This is a genomic window from Amycolatopsis sp. NPDC114504 (assembly GCF_055633595.1).
In genome coordinates, this window is record NZ_JBVKDU010000003.1 from 1,360,418 (window position 1) to 1,375,065 (window position 14,648).

Sequence of the window (14,648 nt, forward strand, 5' to 3'; positions counted from 1 at the left end):
CGGCCGCACTACTCCTTGCGACGCAAGGGAATCAGCCGGTCCGTCCCCCGTTCGCGAGCAGCTGCGCGATGGGCAGGGTGGCCGCGCCGAGCGCGACCGCCTCCGGCCCGAGCCGGCCCAGGACGACCTCGGTGTGCCCGGCCAGGTAGTCGAGCGCGTGCCGGCCCACCGCGTCGCGCACCGCGGGCAGGATCGCCGGTCCCATGATCGCCCCCGCGGAGCCGGAAAGCACCACCCGATCCGGGCTGAGCAGGTTGATCAGGTTCGCGATGCCGATCCCGAGGTATTCGGCGGCCTCGGCGAGCACGTCGGCGGCCGGGCCGTCGACGGCCGCTTCGGCGACGATGTGCGCCAGCTCGACGTCGCTTTCGTCCCCGATGACCGGTTCCTTGCCGACCCGGTCGGCGTAGTGGCGGACGACCGCCTCGGTGCCGACGTAGGCCTCCAGGCAGCCGTGCGAGCCGCAGCGGCAGGCCGCCCCCGCCGCCTTGACGACGGTGTGGCCCCACTCGCTGGTCGTGATGTCCGGGTGCGAGCGCCCGGCGGTCGCGACGGCGGCCCCGACTCCGACGCCGAGCAGGGCGACGATGGCCCGTTCGGCGCCCCGGCCGGCACCGCGCCAGGTCTCGGCCTGCCCGAGCGTGCGAGCGCGGTTGTCGAGATGGAGGGGCGCTTGGATGTGCGGGTGGATGAGGTCCGCGAAGGCCACCCCGCGCCAGCCGAGGGTCGGCGCGTGGACGATCCCGCCGTCGCGGACCGCGCCGGGCACGCCGATGCCGACGCCGAACACCGCGCCCGGTTCGCCGCCTTCGAGCACTTCCGCGATGCCGGTTCGCACCAAACCGGCCACTTCGTCCGGATCCAGCCGCGTGCCGACGAGCGGGTGACGCACGGTGCCGAGCGTCCCGAGCGCACAGTCGAACAGGCCGACCTCGACGTGCGTCTCGCCGACGTCGACGCCCACGACGTGCCCGAAGTCCGGCCGCACGGCCAGCAGCGTCCGCGGCCGTCCGCCGTCGGATTCGACCGATCCCGCCTCCGCGACGACGCCGTCGGCGATGAGCTCGGAGACGACGTTGGTAACGGTGGCGGCCGATAGTCCCGATTCAGCTACTAGTTCCAGTCTGCTGACGGGGCCTCGGAGGTAGAGGGAGGAGAGGAGTGCCGCGCGGTTGTGCCGCCGGAGGTCTCTGGTTGTCTGGCGTACCACCTGGGTCACCTGGGGGATTGTGCCAGAGACTGTCCGTGCGACCATCAGTTCGGGACTTAGTTCATCACTTAATACATAGCCACAACTTACGGCGATCAGGCATTCTGGCAGTGAGCCGGTAAGAGTTCAGATGGGTTGCCCATGGCGAGCAAGCGCACCACCGTCCGTGACCTGCGGAGGCACAACCGTTCTCTGCTGCTGTCGAAACTGTACTTCGACGGCCCGCTGTCGCGGCACGAACTGAGCCAGCTCACCGGATTGAGTGCGGCAACGGTCAGCAACGTGACCGCCGAGCTGGGCGAAGAGCGGCTCATCACGGAGGCGGGCCAGGTCGAATCGGACGGCGGCCGGCCCCGGGTACTGCTGCGCGTCGACCCGGCGTACGGGCACGTCGCGGGCGTCGACATCGGCGAGACGGGAGTGAAGGTCGAGCTGTTCGACCTGGCGATGAACCGCCTGGCGACGGTAGAGCACCCCCTCCCGAAGGCCCCGGACCCGGCAACGGCGGTCGAGCAGGTGACATCCGGCCTGCGCGAGGTGTTCGCGAGCGCGGGCATCGAGGATTCGGCGGTACTGGGCGTCGGCATCGGCGTACCGGGCATGGTCGAGCAGGGATCCCGGGTACTGGTGCACGCACCGACGGTCGGCTGGGAGGCGGTGCCCCTGGTATCCCTGCTGCGCGACGCCGGAGTGGGGCTACCGCTGTTCGTGGACAACGGAGCGAAGACGCAGGGCCAGGCAGAGATGTGGTTCGGAGCAGGCCGCGGAGCCCGCCACGCGGTGATCGCCCTGATCGGTTCGGGCGTCGGCGCCGCGGTGGTAACGGACGGGACGACGTACCGAGGGTCGACGAGCAGCGCGGGCGAGTGGGGCCACACAACGATCGCGTACGGCGGAAACGACTGCCGCTGCGGAGCACGCGGGTGCTTGGAGGCGTACATCGGCGCGGCCGGGGTACTGGCCCGCTACCGGAAGGTGCGAGGCAAGGAAGTCCCGGGCGAAGACGAGCAGGCCCAGTTCGCGGCCCTGCTGGAGGCGGCCCCGAAGTCCAAGACGGCGGCCCGCGTACTCGAGGAGACAGCGGGCTACCTGGGAGCAGGCATCGCGAACCTGATCAACTTGTTCAACCCGGAGCGCATAGTAATCGGCGGCTGGGCCGGCCTGGCCCTGGGAGAGCAGCTCCTACCCCGCATCCGCGAGGCAGCGGGCGAGCACGCCCTGAGGCACCCATTCAGCCAGACATCAATCCAGCTGGGCTCCCTGGGCTTGGACGCAGTGGCAACGGGAGCGGCAACCCTGCCAGTAGCAGACCTACTGGACCAGGGAGCAACATCGAGAATCGTGAAGCCAGGAGCACCGGACTCAGACGCAGCCTGAGCAAGCAAGGGGACACGAGAACCCACACCGACGAGAACCCAGACTCCCCCCGCGCACCCCGATCCGAAGCCAGAACACGGCCGGCAGCGCCGGGTCAAGGCATCTTTCCCGCCTTGACGCGGTGTTGCCGGCCGTAGTCACAATGAGGGCTTCGGGGTGCCGGAAGGCCCCAACGGGGACACCGTCGGCCCATGCCCCACTCACCGGGAACCGCCGACCCTGTCACCCACCCACCCTTAATTCGGGTTGAAAAAAAATGACCGGCCGACGGTTGCCCGGCTTGTCTGGACCATGCATACTTTGTTGCCAAGCACAACAAAGACCCGCCGCCGCCCGTAGTCCCCACCCCGCCCAGGGAAGACGAGCGCCGGCGTAACGGTCGCGCCTGCCGCCGCCCCGGCATGCGAGGCCACCTCCCCTCCTCGCGGTCCGTGCTGTGCGCGGAACGCCCGTCCCCCCACGGTGAGAGAGGCGACAACGATGTCCACCTCGTTCCGCAAGTTCCGCAAGTTCCGAAGAGCAGCGGCCCTCTTCGCCGCCGCTTCCCTCCTGTTCGCCGGGCAGCAAGCGCTGACGGCTCCCGCGGCCGAAGCCGCGGCCACCTTCACCGACGACTTCAACGGGCCTGCCGGCTCGGGCGTCGACGGGTCGAAGTGGCAGCTCGAAACCGGCGACAACGTCAACAACCACGAGCGGCAGTACTACACGTCGGGCACCAACAACGCCCAGCTCGACGGCCAGGGCCACCTCGTCATCACCGCGAAGCGCGAAAACCCCGGCAACTACAACTGCTGGTACGGCCGCTGCGAGTACACCTCCGCGCGGATGAACACAGCCGGCAAGTTCAGCCAGGCCTACGGTCACTTCGAGACGCGCATGAAGCTCCCGCGCGGGCAGGGCATGTGGCCGGCGTTCTGGATGCTCGGCGGCGGCAACTGGCCCACCGACGGCGAGATCGACATCATGGAGAACGTCGGGTTCGAGCCGAACACCGTGCACGGCACCATCCACGGCCCCGGTTACTCCGGCGCCGGCGGCATCGGCGCGGCCTACAACGGCCCGAACTTCTCCGACGACTTCCACACCTACGCCGTGGACTGGTCGCCCAACCAGATCAAGTGGTACGTCGACGGGAACCTCTACCAGACGCGCACGCCGTCCGACCTGAACGGCAACCGCTGGGTCTACGACCACAACTTCTTCATCATCCTCAACCTCGCCGTCGGCGGGTACTGGCCCGGCGACCCCAACAGCAGCACGCAGTTCCCGCAGCAGCTGGTCGTCGACTACGTCCACGTCACCAACGACGTCGGCGGCGGCACCCCGCCGAGCGGGCGCACCGGGCGGATCACCGGCATCGGCGGCAAGTGCGTCGACGTCGCGGGCGCCAGCACCGCCAACCTCACGCCGATCCAGATCACCGACTGCAACAACAACGCGGCGCAGAACTGGACCATCGGCACCGACGGCACGATCCGCGCCCTCGGCAAGTGCATGGACGTCAACGCGGCCGGCACCGCGGACGGGACCGTCGTGCAGCTCTACGACTGCAACGGGACCGCCGCCCAGCAATGGGTCGTGACCGGCGCCAAGGACATCGTGAACCCCAACGCGAACAAGTGCCTCGACGCCACCGGCAACAGCTCGGCGAACGGCACCCGCCTGCAGATCTGGACCTGCGGCGGCGGCGCCAACCAGAAGTGGACCACTCCCTGATCCACCACATCGGGTAGGCGGACCCCGCCCGGTTCGCCTACCCGGCACTCTTTCCTTCCCCCACAAGGAGAACTCAAGTGCGGCGATTCCTCGTCGCGCTAATGGGGTGTGCCCTGTTAGCGCTTTCTTTCCTGACCACCGGCTCCGCCCAAGCCGCCGTCGAAGCCGGCCCCAGCGCCAGCCAATTGCTCGCTAAGACGACTTCCTGCCAGCAGATCTCGAACGGCAAGTACTCCTTCGACGAAGGCGGCGCGGCCACCGTCCCTGTCTGCCAGGCCAACGGCGCGGTCTTCTTCAAGGCCGACATGGACATCGACTGCGACGGCGTCCGCACGTCGCAGTGCAACGAGCAGACCGACTGCTGCTTCTACCCGGACACGGCGTTCCACACCTCGACCGACCAGCCGCTCAACGCGGCGCAGCTGCCCTACATCGTGCTGCCGCAGCCGACGTCCACTTGGGACTATCGCAACTACGGCATCGACGGCGGTTCCGTCGTGGCGGTGATCTACAACAACCAGGTCACCTACGCGGTGGTCGGCGACACCGGCCCGACGAGCATCATCGGTGAGGCGTCCTACGCCACCGCCGTCAACCTCGGCATCAACCCCGACCCGTCCAACGGCGGCACCGAGGGCCCGGTGACGTACATCGTGTTCCCGAACACGCACGTCAACCCGATCGAGAACCACGCCAACGCCACCAGCCTCGGCGAGCAGGTCGCGACGCAGTTCGCCGGTGGCACCACCACCCCGCCGCCCGCGGGTGGCGGCCGGATCACCGGCATCGGCGGCAAGTGCGTCGACGTCGCGGGCGCGAACAACGCCAACGGCACCGCCGTGCAGCTCTACGACTGCAACGGCTCCACCGCTCAACAGTGGACAGTCGGTTCCGACGGCACGGTCCGCGCGCTCGGCAAGTGCCTCGACGTCACCAGCGCCGGCACGACCAACGGCACACCGATCCAGCTGTACGACTGCAACGGCAGCAACGCGCAGAAGTGGTCGGCCAACGGGTCGCAGAACCTCGTGAACGCCGGCTCGGGCAAGTGCCTCGACGCCACCGGGAACTCGAGCGCCAACGGGACCCGGCTCCAGATCTGGACCTGCGGAACCGGTGCGAACCAGAAGTGGACGCTGTCATGAGAAAACGCTCTCTGCTCGGCATGCTCGGTGTGACCGCGCTCGCCGCGGCCACCTTCGCCGTGCCCGCGCAGGCCGCGGGCGAGACCGTGAACGTCTGGCTCACCACCACCGACGACGCCAAGGGCGTCAACGTCACCCGCGGTCTGCAGCAGCAGACGCCGATCAGCTTCACCGCGGGCACCGGCACCGGCGGCCAGACCATCAACGTCAACGAGAACACGACCTACCAGCAGTTCGAGGGCGCCGGCGCGTCGTTCACCGACTCCGCCGCGTGGCTGCTCAACTCGAGCAACCTGCTCAGCGCCAGCACCCGCAACTCGGTGATGCAGAAGCTGTTCGACCCCAACGCCGGCATCGGCATCAGCTTCCTGCGCAACCCGATCGGCGCGTCGGACATCGCGCGCTACAGCTACACGTTCGACGACGTGCCGGCCGGGCAGACCGACCCGAACCTGACGAAGTTCTCCATCGCGCACGACCAGACCGACGTCCTGCCGCTGACCAAGCAGGCGCTGCAGCTCAACCCGCAGATCAAGGTCATGGCGTCGCCGTGGAGCGCGCCACCGTGGATGAAGGACAACGACAGCTACCTGCTCGGCTGGGTGGAGTCGCAGTTCTACCCGGCGTACGCGCAGTACTTCGTCAAGTACGCCCAGGCCTACCAGGCCGCCGGCGTGCCGATCAACTACCTGTCCGTCCAGAACGAGCCGACGTGCTGCGCGAGCTACCCGTCGACCAACTGGAACGGCGCCGGGCTCGCGTACTTCACCAAGAACAACCTGCTGCCCGCACTGCAGAACGCCGGACTGTCCACAAAGGTCCTCGCACTCGACTGGAACTGGGACCAGTACCAGTCCTTCGCGGCGCCCACCATGGACGACGCGGCCATCCGCAGCCACCCGAACTTCGGCGGCATGGCGTGGCACGGCTACGGCGGCAACGTCTCGCAGCAGACGACCGTGCACAACCAGTACCCGAGCGTGAACGCGTACTCGACCGAGCACTCCGGCGGCACCTGGGTGTCGAACCAGCAGGCCGAGGACATGACGAACATCGTCGACTACACGCGCAACTGGAGCCGCACGGTCACCAAGTGGAGCCTGGCGATGGACCAGGCGCACAACCCGCACAACGGCGGTTGCGACACCTGCACCGGCCTGGTGACTGTCCACAATGGAGACGGCCGCAACGGCCAGGTCGACTACACCGTCGAGTACTACACGATGGGTCACCTGACGAAGTTCGTGAAGCCGGGCGCGTACCGGATCGACTCGAACGACAATTCGGCCGTGCGCAACGTCGCGTGGAAGAACCCGGACGGCTCGAAGGCGCTCATCGCGTACAACACCGGCTCCGGCAGCCAGAGCGTGCGCGTGAACTGGGGCAACTCCTCGTTCACCTACAACCTGCCCGGCCACACGTCGGCGACGTTCACCTGGGCCGGCACCCAGGGCACCGGCGGCGGTGGCGGCACCGGCAAGACCGGCCCGATCACCGGCCTCGGCGGCAAGTGCCTGGACGCGGCGAACGCCAGCAGCGCGAACGGCACCGCGGTCCAGCTGTACGACTGCAACGGCTCCGGCGCCCAGCAGTGGACGGTCGGCACCGACGGCACGATCCGCGTGCTGGGCAAGTGCCTCGACGTCACCGGACAGTCCACAGCGGACGGTGCGCAGCTGCAGCTGTGGGACTGCGGCGGGACGGCCAACCAGAGATGGGCGGCGACGGCGGCCAAGGACATCGTCGGGTCGGCGTCGAACAAGTGCCTCGACGCGACCGGCAACTCGAGTGCGAACGGCACCCGGCTGCAGATCTGGACCTGCACCGGCGCCGCCAACCAGAAGTGGAACGTGCCCGCATGAAGAAACTGGCAGCATTCGGTGCTCTCGTAGCCGCGGCGTCGGCGTTGGTGCTGGCCCCGGGCGTCGCGCAGGCGGCGACCGGGCCGATCACCGGCCTGGCCGGGAAGTGCGTCGACGTCAACGCGGCGAGCAGCGCCAACGGCACCGCGATCCAGCTCTACGACTGCAACGGCAGCGGCGCCCAGCAGTGGACGGTCGGATCCGACGGCTCCCTGCAGGCGCTGGGCAAGTGCCTCGACGTCACCAGCGCCGGCACGGCCAACGGCACCACGATCCAGCTCTGGGACTGCAACGGCTCCACCGCCCAGAAGTGGACGGCCAACGCGGCGAAGAACCTGGTCAACACGGGGTCGGGCAAGTGCCTCGACGCGACCGGCAACTCCAGCGCCAACGGGACGCGCCTGCAGATCTGGACGTGCGCCACCAGCGCCAACCAGCAGTGGACGCTCCCGTCCGGCGGCACGACCCCGCCGCCGTCCGGCCCGGGCGTGATGGCCGTCGCGCCGTACCTCTACAACGGCTGGGGCAACCCGCCGAGCCCGCAGACGATCCAGAACGCCACCGGCGTCAAGTGGTTCACGCTGGCGTTCGTCCTGTCCAACGGCTACTGCAACCCGCAGTGGGACGGCGGCCGGGCGCTCACCGGCGGCGTCGACCAGAACACGATCAACGCGGTGCGCGCGGGCGGCGGCGACGTCATCCCGTCGTTCGGCGGCTACTCCGGCAACAAGCTGGAGTCGTCGTGCGGCAGCGCGGGTGAGCTGGCGGCGGCGTACCAGAAGGTGATCAACGCCTACGGCCTCAAGGCGATCGACATCGACATCGAGGCCGACGCCTACAGCAACCCGACGGTGCAGCAGCGCACGGTCGACGCGCTGAAGACGGTCCGCGCGAACAACGCGGGCATCAAGCTGTACGTCACGTTCGGCACCGGGCAGTCCGGTCCGGACAACAGCCTGGTGAACCGGGCCGCGCAGTCGGGGCTCACGGTCGACGGCTGGGTGATCATGCCGTTCGACTTCGGCGGCGCGGGCCAGAACATGGGCACGCTCACGCAGCGCGCGGCCGAGGGGCTCAAGAACGTCGTCAAGTCGGCCTACGGCTACGACGACGACACGGCCTACCGGCACATGGGCATCTCGTCGATGAACGGCATCACCGACAACAGCGAGACGGTCACCCTGAACGACTTCACCACCATCCTGGCCTACGCGAACCAGCACCACCTGGCCCGGTTGACGTTCTGGTCGGCCAACCGCGACCGCCCCTGCCCGGGCGCCTACCCGAACGACGACACGTGTTCGGGCGTTTCCCAGCAGGCGTGGGACTTCACGAGGATCTTCGCCCGCTACGCCGGCTGACGGCGTGAAGCGACAGGCCCGGCCGGGACTCCGGCCGGGCCTGTTCGCGTCGGTAGGGCTGCCGGGCCGCGACACTGGGGAGGCCACGGCCCGGCAGCTGGGTGGTTCCGCCTGCCGCTGGGGGTCTCCGGCGGCGAAACCGCTCAGAGGTTATCCAGCCGGGAACGCTTTTGGGGAGTCCGGATTCCAGAGATGCCCGAAGGGGCACCTTAGACTGCCGTCGTGGCCGAATCCGAGCTGAACGACGTCCTGGCCGAGCTGGCCGCGCTCGAGGACCCCAGGGCCCGCGCGGTGAACGAGAAACACGGCGACGACCACGGCGTGAACCTGAGCAAGCTGCGCGCTGTCGCGAAGCGCTTGAAGACGCAGCACGACCTCGCGCGCGAGCTGTGGGCCACCGACGACACGGTGGCGAAGCTGCTGGCCACCCTGATCTGCCGGCCGAAGGCGTTCGAGCGCGGCGAGCTGGACGCCATGCTGCGGACCGCGCGCGTCCCGAAGGTCCACGACTGGCTCGTCAACTACGTGGTCAAGAAGAGCCCGCACGCCGAAGAACTGCGCCGAAGCTGGTTCGCCGACCCGGATCCGGTGGTCGCGAGCGCCGGCTGGGCGCTGACCACCGAGCGCGTCGCGAAGCAACCCGAAGACCTCGATGGCCTGCTCGACGTCATCGAGAAGGAGATGAAGGACGCGCCGGACCGCCTGCAGTGGGCGATGAACCACTGCCTGGCCCGGATCGGGATCGAACACGTCGAACTCCGCGCCCGCGCCATCGAAATCGGCGAACGCCTCGAGGTGCTCAAGGACTACCCGACGCCGCCGAACTGCACGTCGCCGTTCGCGCCCACCTGGATCGCCGAGATGGTGCGCCGCAAGCAGTAGTCAGTCCACCGCGACGGCCGCGCGGGCCGCCTCGGCGCGGTCGGCGTACGCCTCGACCAGCTGCTCCTCGGCGTCCTCGAGGTACTTCATCAGCAGCTGCTCCGCGCCCGGCCCGTCGCCCGCTTCGATGCGGTCGAGGATCTCGTGGTTGCGCGGCAGGTAGCGCTCGTGGAAGCGGCGGGGCTCGGCCATGATGTGGAAGACCAGCCGCAGCTCGGCGGTCAGCCTGCCGACCAGCTCGTTGACGCGCTCGCTGCCGGACAGCGCGGCCAGCTCCTGGTGGAACCACACGTTCGCGGTGCCGAGGTCCTTCCAGTTGCCGGTGCGCGCGGCCTCGTCGCCGATCTCGACCTTCTCCTTGATCCGCGCGAAGGAGGCGGGCTTCGCCGTCACCCCGCGGACCGCGGCGCACTCGATGATCTTGCGGACGCGGTAGATGTCGACGACGTCCTCGACGCTCGGGATGCGGACGAAGACCCCGCGGTTGAGCTCGTGGGCGAGCAGCCGTTCGTGCGTGAGCAGCCGGAACGCCTCGCGCAGCGTGTTGCGTGAGACGCCGAGCGCGTTGCCGATGTCCTGCTCCGAGAGCCGGCCGCCGGGCAGGAAGAAGCCCTCGGCGATGCGCTTGCGCAGGACGCCGGCGACCCGCTCGGCCGTGCTCTTGCGGCTGACCAGGCCTCGGTCGGCTTCCAGGCCCGGAAGGCCCGGGACGTCGCTGTCTTCGATGACCACGTGACCGATGGTACCCGTCACACTGAGGACGATGTAATTGCCGTCTTGTGGAATTGTTCAACAATCCCTAGTGTGTGAGGCACGCCACGATGAGACACTGGCCAGGAGGTGCCCATGACTGCGACAACTGCTACCGAGGCCCGGCCGTTCGACTGGTTCCGCACGCTCGGCAAACGCGGACGCCGCGCCTTCGTGGGCGCGTTCGGCGGCTACGGACTGGACTCGTTCGACTACCAGACCCTGCCGCTCGGCCTGGCCGCGATCACCGCGTACTTCGGCATTTCGAGCGGCGAAGCCGGCCTGCTCGGCACGACGACGCTGGTCGTTTCGGCCGTCGGCGGGGTCGGGGCCGGCATGCTGGCCGACCGGATCGGCCGCGTCCGCACGCTCCAGATCACCATCGCGATGTACACGGTCTTCACGGTGCTCTGCGGGTTCGCCCCGAACTTCGAGACGCTGCTGATCTTCCGCGCCCTGCAGGGCCTGGGCTTCGGCGGCGAGTGGGCGGCCGGTGCCGCGCTGGTCGCGGAGTACTCCTCGGCCAGGTACCGCGGCCGGACCGTGGCGTTCGTGCAGAGCGCGTGGGCGGTCGGCTGGGGCCTGTCGGTGATCGTCTACACCGTGGTGTTCAGCGTCGCGAGCCCCGACGTGGCCTGGCGCGTCATGTTCTGGACCGGCGTCATCCCGGCCCTGTTCGTGCTCTGGATCCGCCGCAGCGTCAAGGACGCCCCGCGCGCCGAGGAACGCCTGAAGGCCGAACGCCCGAAGGGCACGCTCGTCCGGATCTTCCGGGGCGACCTCCTGCGCACCACGTTCTTCGCCGCGCTGCTCGCCACCGGCGTCCAGGGCGGGTACTACACGATCTCGACGTGGCTGCCGTCCTACCTGAAGAAGACGCGCGAGCTGACCGTGATCGGCACCGGCGGCTACCTCGCGTTCCTCATCACCGGGGCGTTCGTCGGGTACGTCTGCGGCGGCTACCTCACGGACCTGATGGGGCGCAAGAAGACGTTCCTGACGTTCGCGCTGCTCTCGGCCGCGCTGATCGTCGCGTACACGCAGATCCCCAAGGGCGCCAACGGGCTCGTGCTGGTGCTCGGCTTCCCGCTCGGCTTCTCGATGTCCGCGATCTTCAGCGGCTTCGGCGCCTACCTCGCGGAGCTGTACCCGACGTCGCTGCGCGGCACGGGACAGGGCTTCACGTACAACTTCGGCCGTGCGGTCGGCGCGATCTTCCCGACCGTCGTCGGCTTCCTCGGCGCCGGTGGGGCGATCGTGTTCGGCGCGATCGGCTACGGCATCGCGGTGCTCGCCTTGCTGGGACTGCCCGAAACCCGGGGGATCGAACTCGTCGATTGAGGGGGAACTCATGACGACCTTTGACGAACCCGCGACGTTCACGCCGGCGCAAGCGCGCGAAGCGTTCCGTCGCGGCACCGCCCACCCGACCACCGGCTGGGCCAACGGCTTCACCCAGACCAACCTGATCGCCGTGCCCGAGGACTGGGCCTACGACGTCCTGCTGTTCTGCACCCGCAACGCGCAGCCGTGCCCGCTCCTCGACGTCACCGACCCCGGCGACCCGGAAACCCGGCTCGCCGCGGGCGCGGACCTGCGCACCGACCTGCCGCGCTACCGGATCTGGCAGAACGGCGTGCTGGCCGGCGAGGTGTCCGACGCGACCGGCCTCTGGCGCAGCGACATGGTCGCCTTCTCCATCGGCTGCAGCTTCACGTTCGAGACGGCACTCGCCGCCGAGGGCGTCCCGCTGCGGCACGTCGACCAGGGCCGCAACGTCGCGATGTACGTGACGAACCGGCAGTGCGAGCCCGCCGGGCGGCTGTTCGGGCCGATGGTCGTGTCGATGCGGCAGATCCCGGCGGACCGCGTCGACGACGCCATCCGGATCACCCGCGCGATGCCGGCCGTGCACGGCGCGCCCGTGCACGTCGGCGACCCGCGCGCGCTGGGGATCGACGACCTCTCGCGGCCGGACTTCGGGGATCCGGTGGACGCGGAGCCCGGTGACGTCCCGGTGTTCTGGGCCTGCGGGGTCACGCCGCAGGCGGCGCTGATGGCGTCCCGGCCTCCCTTTGCGATCACGCACGCACCGGGGTACATGTTCATCACGGACCGGCTCGACAGCGAATACCGGGTGGGCTGAAATGGATCTGAACAGCGATCTCGGCGAGGGCTTCGGCGCGTGGAAGATGGGCGACGACGAAGCCATGCTCGACATCGTGACCAGCGCGAACATCGCGTGCGGCTTCCACGCCGGCGACCCGTCGGTGATGCGGCGGGTGTGCGACCTGGCGGCCGAGCGCGGGGTCGCGATCGGCGCGCACGTCGGTTACCACGACCTGGCCGGGTTCGGCCGGCGCGCGCTCGACATCGCGCCGGCCGACCTGGCGAACGAGGTGCTCTACCAGATCGGCGCGCTCGACGCGTTCGCCCGCGCGGCCGGCAGCCGCGTGACGTACGTGAAGCCGCACGGCGCGCTGTACAACACCGCGGCGGTGGACGTCGCGCAGGCCGCGGCGATCGTCGACGGCCTGCGCCGGTACGACCCCGCGCTCGCGCTGCTCTGCCTGCCGGACTCGGAAATGCAGCGGCAGGCGGAGAAAGCGGGTGTGGTGGCGTACGCGGAGGCGTTCGCCGACCGGGCGTACACCGCCGACGGCAAGCTCGTCTCGCGCAAGAAACCGGGCGCCGTGCTGCACGACGCCGACGCGGTGGCCCAGCGCGCGGTCGGCATGGCGACCGGCGGCGTCGTCACCGAGGACGGCACCAAGCTCGAGCTGCGGCCGGACTCCCTGTGCGTGCACGGGGACACGCCGGGCGCGGTCGAGCTGGCCAAGCGGATCGAGGCGGCGCTGACCGAGGCCGGCATCGAGCTGGGCGCGTTCACCGGATGACCGTCCGGCTGCTGCCCTGCGGACGGCGCGCGGTGCTGGTGGAGCTGGACGACGTACTCGGCTTCCAGGCCGCTTTGTCCCGGCTCGCGCCGGCCGGCGTCGAGGAGCTGGTCCCGGCGGCGCGGACGCTGCTGGTCCGCTTCGACCCGGAGGTGACTGACGCCGGCCGCCTGGGCGCGATCCTGCGTGAAGTGTCCCCTGTGGACAGTGCGATGGCCGCTTCGGCCGAGGTGGTGGTTCCCGTGGTGTACGACGGCGAGGACCTCGCCGACGTCGCGGCTTCGACGGGGATCACCGTGGCTTCGGTGATCGAGCGGCACAGCTCGGGTGCGTACGTCTCGGCGTTCTGCGGGTTCGCGCCGGGGTTCGCGTACCTGTCCGGGCTGGACCCGGCGCTGCACGTCTCGCGCCGATCGACGCCGCGGACGCGCATCCCGGCGGGTTCGGTGGCGATCGCCGGGGAGCACAGCGCGGTGTACCCGAGCGCGTCACCCGGCGGCTGGCAGCTGCTCGGCCGGACGGACGTGCCGGTCTGGGACGTCGAACGCGACCCGCCGAACCTGCTGCCGCCGGGCACGAGGGTGCGGTTCGAGGCGGTGACGACGTGAAGCTGGAAGTCGTGCGGCCGGGGTTCACGACGACGGTCCAGGACCTCGGCCGGCCCGGGCACGCGGCGCTCGGCGTCGGCCGGTCCGGCGCCGCCGATCGCGGGTCGTTCCGGCTGGCGAACCGGCTCGTCGGGAACCCCGCCGGTGCCGCGGCCCTGGAGGTCACGCTGGGTGGGCTGGTGCTGCGCGCTTCGGCCGTCACGACGGTGGCGGTGACCGGCGCGCTTTGCCCGGTGTCGCCGGGCGGCATGAACGCGCCGATGACGTTGTGGCCGGGCGACGAGCTCGTGCTCGGCACGGCCACGGCCGGCTTGCGCTGCTACGTCGCGGTGCGCGGCGGGATCGACGTCGCGCCGGTGCTCGGTTCGCGGTCGACCGACACGCTCGGGAAGCTGGGGCCGCCGCCACTCACCGCCGGGATGCTGCTGCCGGTGGGCACCCCTCTTGCTTTCCCGGTGGCCGACTTGGCGCCACGCCCGGCTTTGCCGTCGTCGCCGGTCCTGCGCGTGACGCCGGGACCGCGTCGCGACTGGTTCGCCGCGCCGGACCAGCTGTTGTCCACTGTGTACACGGTCTCGCCGGACTCGAACCGCGTCGGCATCCGGCTGACCGGGCCGCCGCTTTCCCGCTCACGCGAAGGGGAGCTGCCGTCCGAGGCGTGCGTACCCGGGTCGCTGCAGGTACCGCCGTCGGGCCGGCCGATCCTGTTCCACGCGGACTCCCCGACGACGGGCGGCTACCCGGTGATCGCCGTCGTCGAAGAAGAGGACCTGGACGTCGCGGCGCAGCTGCGGCCGGGTCAGACAGTGAGCTTCCGTCCCGCGTCGTGAGTGAGAAACA

Annotated in this window: 13 protein-coding genes; 11 read left to right on the top strand and 2 right to left on the bottom strand. The window is 69.7% G+C overall.

The window, feature by feature from the left end:
- Positions 1–31: 31 nt before the first annotated feature.
- On the bottom strand, positions 32–1,219 hold the full coding sequence (locus tag ACZ7PG_RS27890; RefSeq protein ID WP_470242006.1) for an ROK family transcriptional regulator: 1,188 nt from the start codon (positions 1,217–1,219) through the stop codon (positions 32–34).
- A gap of 132 nt (positions 1,220–1,351) precedes the next feature.
- Here ACZ7PG_RS27890 and ACZ7PG_RS27895 point away from each other — a divergent pair, with 132 nt between their 5' ends.
- From ACZ7PG_RS27895 to ACZ7PG_RS27920, 6 genes are all read left to right on the top strand, one after another.
- Entirely contained in the window at positions 1,352–2,587 is a 1,236-nt protein-coding gene (locus ACZ7PG_RS27895) for an ROK family transcriptional regulator (RefSeq protein WP_470242007.1), read from the top strand.
- A 480-nt stretch (positions 2,588–3,067) separates the two neighbouring features.
- Entirely contained in the window at positions 3,068–4,303 is a 1,236-nt protein-coding gene (locus tag ACZ7PG_RS27900) for a family 16 glycosylhydrolase (protein WP_470242008.1), read from the top strand.
- A gap of 185 nt (positions 4,304–4,488) precedes the next feature.
- Positions 4,489–5,448 (top strand): RICIN domain-containing protein, encoded by a 960-nt coding sequence (locus ACZ7PG_RS27905; protein ID WP_470242009.1) that lies wholly within the window; start codon positions 4,489–4,491, stop codon positions 5,446–5,448.
- Positions 5,445–7,310: a ricin-type beta-trefoil lectin domain protein gene (locus ACZ7PG_RS27910; RefSeq protein WP_470242010.1), complete on the top strand. Its 1,866-nt coding sequence runs from the start codon at positions 5,445–5,447 to the stop codon at positions 7,308–7,310. The genes ACZ7PG_RS27905 and ACZ7PG_RS27910 overlap by 4 nt, the downstream gene beginning before the upstream one ends.
- Positions 7,307–8,671: a ricin-type beta-trefoil lectin domain protein gene (locus ACZ7PG_RS27915; RefSeq protein ID WP_470242011.1), complete on the top strand. Its 1,365-nt coding sequence runs from the start codon at positions 7,307–7,309 to the stop codon at positions 8,669–8,671. The genes ACZ7PG_RS27910 and ACZ7PG_RS27915 overlap by 4 nt, the downstream gene beginning before the upstream one ends.
- A 222-nt stretch (positions 8,672–8,893) precedes the next feature.
- Positions 8,894–9,553 carry a DNA alkylation repair protein gene (locus ACZ7PG_RS27920; protein ID WP_470242012.1) on the top strand — a complete coding sequence of 220 codons (660 nt, stop codon included), beginning with the start codon at positions 8,894–8,896 and terminating at the stop codon, positions 9,551–9,553.
- On the opposite strand, the gene ACZ7PG_RS27925 is transcribed toward ACZ7PG_RS27920, so the two are convergent.
- Positions 9,554–10,285, bottom strand: coding sequence for a GntR family transcriptional regulator (locus tag ACZ7PG_RS27925; protein ID WP_470242013.1), 732 nt, complete (start codon positions 10,283–10,285; stop codon positions 9,554–9,556).
- A gap of 114 nt (positions 10,286–10,399) precedes the next feature.
- Here ACZ7PG_RS27925 and ACZ7PG_RS27930 point away from each other — a divergent pair, with 114 nt between their 5' ends.
- Genes ACZ7PG_RS27930 through ACZ7PG_RS27950 form a run of 5 tightly spaced genes read left to right on the top strand, consistent with a single transcriptional unit; the run spans position 10,400 to position 14,638 of the window.
- Positions 10,400–11,644: an MFS transporter gene (locus ACZ7PG_RS27930; protein WP_470242014.1), complete on the top strand. Its 1,245-nt coding sequence runs from the start codon at positions 10,400–10,402 to the stop codon at positions 11,642–11,644.
- A gap of 10 nt (positions 11,645–11,654) precedes the next feature.
- Entirely contained in the window at positions 11,655–12,449 is a 795-nt protein-coding gene (locus ACZ7PG_RS27935) for a putative hydro-lyase (RefSeq protein ID WP_470242015.1), read from the top strand.
- 1 nt (position 12,450) lies between these two features.
- A complete protein-coding gene (locus tag ACZ7PG_RS27940) occupies positions 12,451–13,200 on the top strand; it encodes a LamB/YcsF family protein (protein WP_470242016.1) in 750 nt (249 codons plus the stop codon).
- Positions 13,197–13,808: a 5-oxoprolinase subunit B family protein gene (locus ACZ7PG_RS27945; protein WP_470242017.1), complete on the top strand. Its 612-nt coding sequence runs from the start codon at positions 13,197–13,199 to the stop codon at positions 13,806–13,808. Before ACZ7PG_RS27940 ends, ACZ7PG_RS27945 begins: the two co-directional genes overlap by 4 nt.
- Positions 13,805–14,638: a 5-oxoprolinase subunit C family protein gene (locus ACZ7PG_RS27950; protein ID WP_470242018.1), complete on the top strand. Its 834-nt coding sequence runs from the start codon at positions 13,805–13,807 to the stop codon at positions 14,636–14,638. The genes ACZ7PG_RS27945 and ACZ7PG_RS27950 overlap by 4 nt, the downstream gene beginning before the upstream one ends.
- The last annotated feature ends 10 nt before the right edge of the window (positions 14,639–14,648 follow it).

What these genes read in the sequence shown, in the direction of transcription:
- ACZ7PG_RS27930 (WP_470242014.1), top strand. Translation starts at nt 10,400, where the DNA reads ATGACTGCGACAACTGCTACCGAGGCCCGGCCGTTCGACTGGTTCCGC.
- ACZ7PG_RS27900 (WP_470242008.1), top strand. Translation starts at nt 3,068, where the DNA reads ATGTCCACCTCGTTCCGCAAGTTCCGCAAGTTCCGAAGAGCAGCGGCC.
- ACZ7PG_RS27915 (WP_470242011.1), top strand. Translation starts at nt 7,307, where the DNA reads ATGAAGAAACTGGCAGCATTCGGTGCTCTCGTAGCCGCGGCGTCGGCG.
- ACZ7PG_RS27940 (WP_470242016.1), top strand. Translation starts at nt 12,451, where the DNA reads ATGGATCTGAACAGCGATCTCGGCGAGGGCTTCGGCGCGTGGAAGATG.
- ACZ7PG_RS27935 (WP_470242015.1), top strand. Translation starts at nt 11,655, where the DNA reads ATGACGACCTTTGACGAACCCGCGACGTTCACGCCGGCGCAAGCGCGC.
- ACZ7PG_RS27945 (WP_470242017.1), top strand. Translation starts at nt 13,197, where the DNA reads ATGACCGTCCGGCTGCTGCCCTGCGGACGGCGCGCGGTGCTGGTGGAG.
- ACZ7PG_RS27895 (WP_470242007.1), top strand. Translation starts at nt 1,352, where the DNA reads ATGGCGAGCAAGCGCACCACCGTCCGTGACCTGCGGAGGCACAACCGT.
- ACZ7PG_RS27910 (WP_470242010.1), top strand. Translation starts at nt 5,445, where the DNA reads ATGAGAAAACGCTCTCTGCTCGGCATGCTCGGTGTGACCGCGCTCGCC.